General features: G+C 41.2%; 3 protein-coding genes and 3 pseudogenes. 4 read left to right on the top strand and 2 right to left on the bottom strand.

The window, feature by feature from the left end:
- Window positions 1-377 precede the first annotated feature (377 nt).
- Window positions 378-668: pseudogene (locus ADF68_RS11615) on the bottom strand (site-specific integrase); the annotation flags it as partial.
- A 145-nt stretch (window positions 669-813) separates the two neighbouring features.
- Window positions 814-906, bottom strand: coding sequence for a type I toxin-antitoxin system Fst family toxin (locus ADF68_RS01935; RefSeq protein WP_049548417.1), 93 nt, complete (start codon window positions 904-906; stop codon window positions 814-816).
- A 122-nt stretch (window positions 907-1,028) separates the two neighbouring features.
- Here ADF68_RS01935 and ruvB point away from each other — a divergent pair, with 122 nt between their 5' ends.
- The 4 genes and pseudogenes from ruvB to ADF68_RS11670 form a co-directional block, all read left to right on the top strand.
- Window positions 1,029-2,027, top strand: coding sequence for a Holliday junction branch migration DNA helicase RuvB (ruvB, locus tag ADF68_RS01930; RefSeq protein WP_080979360.1), 999 nt, complete (start codon window positions 1,029-1,031; stop codon window positions 2,025-2,027).
- Window positions 2,008-2,580, top strand: a complete 573-nt coding sequence (locus ADF68_RS01925) for a nucleotidyltransferase family protein (protein WP_049548416.1) — start codon at window positions 2,008-2,010, stop codon at window positions 2,578-2,580. The genes ruvB and ADF68_RS01925 overlap by 20 nt, the downstream gene beginning before the upstream one ends.
- Before the next feature lie 574 nt (window positions 2,581-3,154).
- Window positions 3,155-8,287: pseudogene (locus ADF68_RS11560) on the top strand (accessory Sec-dependent serine-rich glycoprotein adhesin); the annotation flags it as partial.
- A gap of 60 nt (window positions 8,288-8,347) precedes the next feature.
- A pseudogene (locus tag ADF68_RS11670) lies at window positions 8,348-8,821 on the top strand (hypothetical protein); the annotation flags it as partial.

Below are 8,821 nucleotides of genomic sequence, written 5' to 3'. Positions count from 1 at the left end.
ATAAAGACCTCCTAACTTTATTTAATAGAAATCCTAAACTTTTTTTCATCATAATCTCCTAATGAAGTCACCTAATCAAGTGACTTTTTTGTGGGGTGAGGTAATGGTAATAGAACTTTTTTGAAAAATGGTAGAATTTGAGAAAAGTTAAGCTAGTTTTAAGCTTCGTCTTGTATTATATCTTTATTAAATAAAGACCTCCTAACTTTATTTAATAAAATCCTAAACTTTTCTTTTTCATAATAATCTCCCTTAACTCCACCCAATCAGGTGGAGTTTTTTGGCTCTATTTCAGGCTTTTGGGAGTTTCCTAAACATCATTTTCCAATAAATTTCGGTATTTTTAGGATTTTGGTCGGGGAATTGGCGGGGATTTTTTAGTGAATATGACTAAGAAATAGGTCTATTGTCGTTTCAGTGAGTTCGTCCTCAACTTGGTTATAACGATCCGTCATATAGATTTTTGTATGGCCTAGTGCCTGCCCAAACTGCTCGGTTGGAACTCGTGAAATAATGTGAAGAAGTGGTACATCATGTGTAAGCCTATCGTTTCATTTCGTGGATTAAAATGTTGGTTTGACTGATTTGAGTTGATGAGCGCCCATGTTCATTGATAGTGATGTAATCTTTTGTTGTTCCTTGATAATTTTTAACTTTCTCTTAATCTTGAAAGTATTATTGGACAAGGGAGTAAAACTTTGACAAAATTTGTGAACTATGGGATAATAAAAAGGAATTGAGTACTAGTTCTATATCATAGGCTAGAAAAGACCCCAAGCTCACGTCCAAATAAGCTAGGGGTCTTTTTTGACACTATTTGTCCTTGTTTAGCCATTTATCGACTAAGCGAAGAACGGCACCGACCACAATTGGTCCAATGATAGTTTTAAGGATTAGTTCCATCATGGACTATTTTACTTTCTCTCGCAGGCGATGAAGCAGTGACGTAGAATAAAGTGCCAAACTCGGGAGTCACCCAATCGGGTGGCTTTTTTGTTTGTGGGCTGGATTTTTGCTATAATAGGAGCATGAGTAGAATTTTAGATAATGAAATCATGGGCGATGAGGAGTTGGTAGAACGTACCCTTCGTCCCCAATATTTACGTGAATATATCGGTCAAGACAAGGTCAAGGATCAGCTTCAAATCTTTATCGAAGCAGCTAAAATGCGTGATGAGGCGCTGGACCATGTTCTTTTGTTTGGCCCTCCAGGTCTCGGGAAAACAACCATGGCTTTTGTCATTGCCAATGAACTGGGAGTCAATCTCAAACAAACATCTGGTCCTGTTATCGAAAAAGCCGGTGATCTGGTAGCGATTTTGAATGACTTGGAGCCAGGAGATGTTCTTTTTATTGATGAGATTCATCGCTTGCCTATGTCGGTGGAAGAGGTGCTTTACAGTGCTATGGAAGACTTCTACATCGACATCATGATTGGTGCGGGGGAAGGTAGTCGCAGTGTCCATCTAGAATTACCACCTTTTACCTTGATTGGTGCGACGACACGAGCAGGAATGCTATCAAATCCTCTTCGTGCGCGTTTTGGGATTACTGGTCACATGGAGTATTATGCCCATGATGACTTGACAGAGATTGTCGAGCGGACGGCAGATATTTTTGAGATGGAAATTACTCATGAGGCAGCTTCTGAGTTGGCCCTCCGTAGCCGTGGAACTCCTCGTATCGCCAATCGTCTCCTCAAGCGCGTTCGCGACTTTGCGCAGATTATGGGCGATGGCTTGATTGATGATGGGATTACGGACAAGGCTTTGACCATGCTGGATGTAGACCATGAAGGCTTGGACTATGTGGACCAGAAAATTCTCCGCACCATGATTGAGATGTACGGTGGAGGTCCTGTCGGTCTAGGAACACTTTCTGTTAATATCGCTGAAGAGCGTGAGACGGTAGAGGATATGTACGAACCTTATCTGATCCAGAAAGGATTTATCATGCGAACTCGTTCAGGTCGAGTCGCGACAGCTAAGGCATATGAACATTTGGGGTATGAATATATTGAAAAATAAGACTGAAATCTTAGACTCTTTTAGAGAAAATCCTGACATGATGGCTATTCTGACTATCATCCGTGACTTGGAGTTGAAAGATTCCTGGTTGGCGGCTGGTTCAGTCCGAAATTTTATCTGGAATCTCTTGTCAGATAAGCCATCCTTTGACCGTGAAACGGATGTGGATGTGATTTTCTTTGACCCAGATGTGAGTTACGAAGAAACACTGGCTATAGAGAACAAGTTGAGGGAGGACTTTCCCCAGTATCAATGGGAGCTGAAAAATCAAGTCTATATGCATCAGCATAGTCCCCATACGGAACCGTATAGAAATTCCTGCGATGCCATGAGTAAGTATCCTGAACGTTGTACGGCAGTAGGACTTCGCTTGCAAGCTGATACAACTTTAGAGCTCTTTGCGCCTTATGGTTTGGAGGATATTTTGAACTTTCAGGTTGCTCCAACTCCACATTTCTTAGAAAATCAAGACCGAATGAAGCTCTATCAAAAGCGTTTATCCAAGAAAAATTGGCGAGAAAAATGGAAAAATCTTACAGTTAAAAATACTTAAGGAAACTTTAAGATAGGAGCTGTATACTTATTTCATAAGTTAAGAAGAACTTAACTTTAACTCCTAAAACTTTTTCATAATAATCTCCCTATAAAAAATTAAGTCGCCCAATCAGGCGGCTTTTTTTGATGGATCAATGATTCGACATATAGTAGATTGAACCTAGAATAGTACGCTACGGATTTTAAAATATTTTTAGAAATTGATCTGACTTTTCTTTCTGGTCAATTTGTTTATATTTTATTTCATCCTACTGATTTTTTACAATAATATTTGATTTTTTAAAGGTAAACAGATGATTATTGGACAAAAAAGAATCTTACAATCAGGGAAAATCTACAAAAAGTTCAAGGCGTTTGTGTTAATCTATTTTCAACTTAATCTTTGGACAAAGAAGCCTATAGTGTGCTATAATAAAGTATTATAGATTGAGCTCTATATCAAAAATTTTTTAAGACTACACCATTGCTTGTCAGGGTGAAAAAAGAGAAAATATCCATGTAACGTGGCTGTGTATCTTAAGGATGTTTTGGTATTTAGTTTTTTATAAAAAATAAACTCAAGGAGAAAAAACATGTTTTTTAGACGTCAGGAAGGACGATATAGAGAAACAGACCGAGTAACGAGGTATAAATTGATCAAGTCAGGGAAACACTGGCTTCGAGCATCTACCTCTCTTTTTGGTTTGTTCAAGGTTCTTCGTGGTGGTGTTGATACTGCTCAGGTGACAACTGAAGTTGTGGAAGATCGTGTCTCAACTTCTTTAACTGGGATAGATGTCCTCAAGGGGATAGTTGCCGCGGGGGCCGTTGTTGGTGGTGGAGTTGCCACTCATACGCAAGTCCATGCCAATGAACAGCTGGCTGTAGAGAAAGTCGTGGATGGTACTGACAATCTAGTGAATTCTGATCAGGTTGTTTTGGGAACTGTCAATAAAGATGAGGAGCAGCAAACGTCTGTTTCAACATCTACCTCTGTTAGTGAGAGTGTCTCAATCTCTGCTTCTACAAGTGCCTCTATTTCGGCCTCAACAAGTGCATCCGAGTCCGTAAGTGCCTCAACATCAGCTAGCACTAGTGCCAGTGTTTCATCTTCAACTTCAGCTAGTATCTCATCTTCATTGAACGATTCTGCCTCAACATCAGATAGTGCTTCGACTGTTGCAAGCAGTTCCCTCTCTGAGGTTTCGCATGTAGAAGGTTCACAGACGGCTCCTAGCGAAGATGCTATCAGTAATGACGGAACATCCAGAGCCACAGTTAAGGCTAGCGATATTAAGGTCAATCCTGATCTTTCTAGTTCTCTTTCAACTGCAGAAAACTTCACAAGTCAAAATGCGAGTCTGACAGCAACCACAACAGCGACTCTTGCTGCGACAACGACTGCAGAAGTGAGCGCTAAAAAGCAAGCAGAAGACCGTAAGAAACTGGCAGCACTTTCAGCAGAAATGGGAGAATACCTAGCTAAAGCCGTGGACCTTCCAGATACAAGCTCAGCCATTCTTAAGGTGAAATCTGCTATTGCTGAGATTGAATCTGCTCTCAAGGACCCAAACGCTGACCTAGGAACAGCTGTCAAGACAGCTACTTCAGCTCGCAACTCTATCGCCAATGCGGTTTCACGTGTAACCTCTGGCCAACGTGATAGCCGTAATGGACAACCAATGGCAACGGGAGAAAATCTCCGAGGCCTTTCTCCGATTGCAGTAAACAATCACACCACAGCTCAACTTGGTCAAGGTAGTTATTCAAGTTCAAATCGTGAGGTTGTCTGGACAATCAAAATGCACTCGCAGAGTCCGCTTAATTATGCTGGTCTGATCGCGCAAGTGGATAGAAACACAACCATCACTCGTGTTCTTTTTAATGGACAACCAATGGAAAAACGTGGTGGTTCTGGTAATGAGTATATATTCAACAAGCGCCATGATTTGAATAGGAACCTTGAAGCGACTATATTGGTGTATGCGACGGTAAACAATCGTTCTAACGCAGCTACTTTGAATGCTCAAGTGGCAACAAGCAGTCAACCGTTTACAAGCGCAAATGCTTCAGGGAATTATAGTAGCTCAATGAGCTCAACCGTTTCGACTGGGGAAACAGGTCAGTCTAGAAACACGGGAGGTCAGAGCCGTGCGGCATCTCAGCGACCAACTATTAGCTTGCCAAGTGAGATTGCTTATTATAATGATGATACCATTACACCTGTGAATATGATCCTTAGTGATGACACCGGAATGGCAAAAGTAGAACCTGGGAATAATCCTATCATCACAGGTTTGGATGCACCAGACTATCCATATAATATAGTAAAAGGTAAGAAAATAAACGGAGATCTTGCGACATATGACCAACGTGGGCATAAAACTGGATACCGCACATCTTATACGGTACATATTGTTGGAACCATTGGTCGTGAAGGAACAAATTGGCGGCCGTATGCGACTGGTGCTTATGCTATTGAATATAAAGTGACAGACAAAGATGGTCAAACAGCTACGGCACGTATGACTCTCAATATCAAAGGGTTCAATGAGCGACAAAACCCTGTGAGTGGTGACACTGTTACAGTTAACAATCCATCTGCCTTGAGTCCTACTGAAAGAAATCAAATTCTTGAAAACTTCAAAAGCAAAAATGCTACTATCCTCAACAGATCTGATTACAAGAAAGATTCTGAAGGTAATCATGAAATTACAGTGTCTAACACTGGTGAAATTACCATTACCTATCGTGATAATACGGTAGATGTTGTCCGAGCTAATGTAAGAGCTGAAACTGTTCCTCCTGTGCCTGCTGTTACAGTGACGCGTGATGGCGAGCCCATCCAAGCGACAGAGAGTCCAGACCCTAGTCGTGGGAAGGAACACATCGTCTATGCTGGTGATAACTTTACAGTTGATTTCACAGCGTATGATAATAGTGGGAAACTAAAAGAGTTTAAGATTATCTCCAAAGCGGACGCTAATCGACCTGCTTTAACAACCAACTTCTTCCAAGGTGATAATGATACAGGAGATGAGTATGGTACAGGTGTGGTTGACCATCTAAATAGTGGCGATATCAATGCTACTGAGAGCAGTCCAGCTCATATCGTTGTAAAGGCCCATCTTAGGGATGATTTGGAGTGGAAGTCAGGAAATACTTGGCAACGAAATGCGGTTGCTACCGACCAAGTAAATAATCGAAATGTCACAACAGGAACTGGTAATGTTCGTATCACTCAAGGACAACTGAAAGACCGTCTTAAAGTAATAAATCCTGACTTTACACCTGTAGCAAATAAAGATAGCTTAACAGATGATGAAAAGGCAGCTGTCAAGACTGCCATCTATGCTAAAAATAATCAGGCAATACACCGTATCAAAGATATTGAAGTTGCAAACGATGGAACTGCAACGATTATTTATAAGGATTTAACAAGAAATACTATTTCTCGATCTGTTACAGTTAATGAACGTCCAAAACTGGAGATTCATTATGATAATGCTACAACTAAGGAAATCTATCTATACCGTGGGGAAGAAGTTAATGTAACCTTTAGAGCAACTGATGATTCTGGCAAGATTTCTTCATTAAAGTTTGAAATGCAAGGAACTGCGGATAGTGCAAACGGAAACAACTACGCAGGATATACTGGTCTCAATCGTTCAAATCCGATTACTAACTTAACGAATCAATCTGATGCAAAGATTACCCTTACAGGGACTCTAGGAAAAACTGTACAGTTAGGATCATTTGAACGCTATTTAATGGCAACAGATGATAAAAATACATCTGATAGTGACCATGCTAAAAATGGGATTACCGACAATGGTTATGTCAAATTTGTAATCAAAAGCCAGACTGATAAATATACTGCTGTAGCGAAGGCGTCAACGGTCTATACTTATGTAGGTGAAACAGCAGATGATTTGTCAAATGCGGCTAACTTTGTCCAGCTTGATGGTGGAGGACAGTTCCCTCAAGGAACGACTGTTTCATGGGTTAGTCGCATTGACAACACATCTGCTGGGACAAAAAGTGCAGTTGCACGGGTTACTTATTCTGATGGCTCGACTGATGATGTAACAGTTAACTATACTGTTTATCCGAAAGTTGAAGCCAAGACTTACAATGGTGTGACAGGTAAGTTCTATGCCTTTAAAGGAACGAAAGAAGCTAACCTTAGTAAAGTTGATGGAGGAGATTGGGCTAATAATATTGGTAGAGATTCTGATTTGTATACCAATCTTAAGGAACTTCCAACAGGAACCAAATGGTCTTATAAATATAAGTTAAATAACACAGGGGCTGAACAAACAACTAATGTTGGAACTCCTACTTTTGGTGAAGTATGGTATACGACTAAAGAGGTTGTGAATCTGGAACCTGTTAGTCACCATACAACCTATACGCTAATTGCCACTTATCCAAAAGGACGTTTTGGGGATGTTTCAACAAGCAATCCAGCCTTGACAAGTCAGACAAGCTTTGATTATACAGTTGTTGATCCTGTAGCTAGACAAGAGTATGTTACAACTGTGGGAAATAAGGCTCCATTAGCAGAGATTATTGCTAAGCCAGGAGAGGCACTTAAAAATTCGAATACAAGTGTAGCTTTCCCAACAGGAACAACCTTTAGTTGGGTCCAGGCTCCTGATGACGCTATGCTGGCAAACCCTGGGGTTTATACGAAAAAAGTTACAGTCACTCTTCCGCAAGGTTCCTATAGTGGAGCTCCTGGAAATAGTAGAACAGTAGACGTGACTATTAAGGTAAACCCACAAGCGCCAGCTATCTCAGTTAATTCTACCAATGAAACTGGCGGCTTGCCAAATCGTTCGATCGTTGTTACGAATGTCACACCTGGAGCTCTTGTAACATTAACATTAGCTGGTCATACATTCACCAAGACTGCTAAGGACAATGAAACAAGCGTCACATTTGAACCAACAAAATTGCAGGATGCTTATGATGGCAACAATGGTCTCCTTCCGACTAGAGATGTGACAGCTAAGCAAGAAAAAACAGTAACACTTCCAAGTGGTGGAACTGAAACCTTGAGTTCGTCTACAACGACTGCAACGATTACCAAGGAAACTGTAGCACCTGAAGTAACTTTTGAACTTTATATTAAGAATGATAAGACTGGCCAATGGGAAAAACAAACGATCAAGAATAATGTTCGTCCAGGAGTCAGCGGTTACGAAGTCTTCGCAGGCGACAAGATTAAAGTTGTTTTAACTGCTAAAGATAATAGTGGTAAGATTAAAACTCTGAAATTAAACGATGGAACTTCTGATATCAGTCGTATTTTCCAAACAGGTTATTCTTCAGATGATGATGCACTAGGAATTAAGGATATTACCACTGAAGCTTCAACAACAAATCCAAAAGTCCTAGAGTACACTGCTACTTATGGGGAAAATGTACAGTATGCTGACGGAAACAAATGGACGCGTGGAACAAATGCTACAGATTTATCAGATAATACGGGTAGAGTCACAACTGTAGTTGCACAAGGGAAACTGAATGAAAAATTCCCAGGTATTAAACCAAGTAGTGCTATCCAAGTTTCTAATTTAACTTCATTGACACCAGATGATCTTAAGAAGATTCTTGCTGCAGTGAAGGCAGTCAACCCTGAGTCAGATTTCCGTATTAAATCGTACGAGATTGCTAGCAATGGAACTGTAACGATTACCTACAAAGACGGAACAAAAAACACAGTAACTCCTGATTTGTCAGATTCGGATCATAAGTCAGCATCAGCGTCAACCAGTGCGTCAGTGTCTGCTTCAACCAGTGCATCAGTAAGTGCAATGACCAGTGCATCTGAGTCAGCATCAACAAGCGCAAGTCAATCAGCAAGCACGTCAGCTAGCCAGTCAGCATCAACAAGCGCAAGTCAATCAGCAAGCACGTCAGCAAGTACATCTGCTTCAACAAGCGCAAGTACGTCAGCAAGTACATCCGCTTCAACCAGCGCAAGCACATCAGCAAGTACATCTGCCTCAACGAGCGCAAGTACGTCAGCAAGCACGTCAGCTTCAACAAGCGCAAGCACATCAGCAAGCACGTCAGCCTCAACAAGCGCAAGCACGTCAGCAAGTACCTCAGCCTCAACGAGCGCAAGCACGTCAGCAAGTACGTCAGCAAGTACCTCAGCAAGTACATCTGCTTCAACCAGTGCAAGTACGTCAGCAAGTACATCAGCCTCAACAAGTGCAAGTACGTCGGCAAGCACGTCAGCCTCAACA

The organism is Streptococcus pseudopneumoniae, from assembly GCF_001068775.1.
GTDB lineage: Bacteria > Bacillota > Bacilli > Lactobacillales > Streptococcaceae > Streptococcus > Streptococcus pseudopneumoniae_N.
This window is presented reverse-complemented; position numbering and strand designations above follow the sequence as displayed.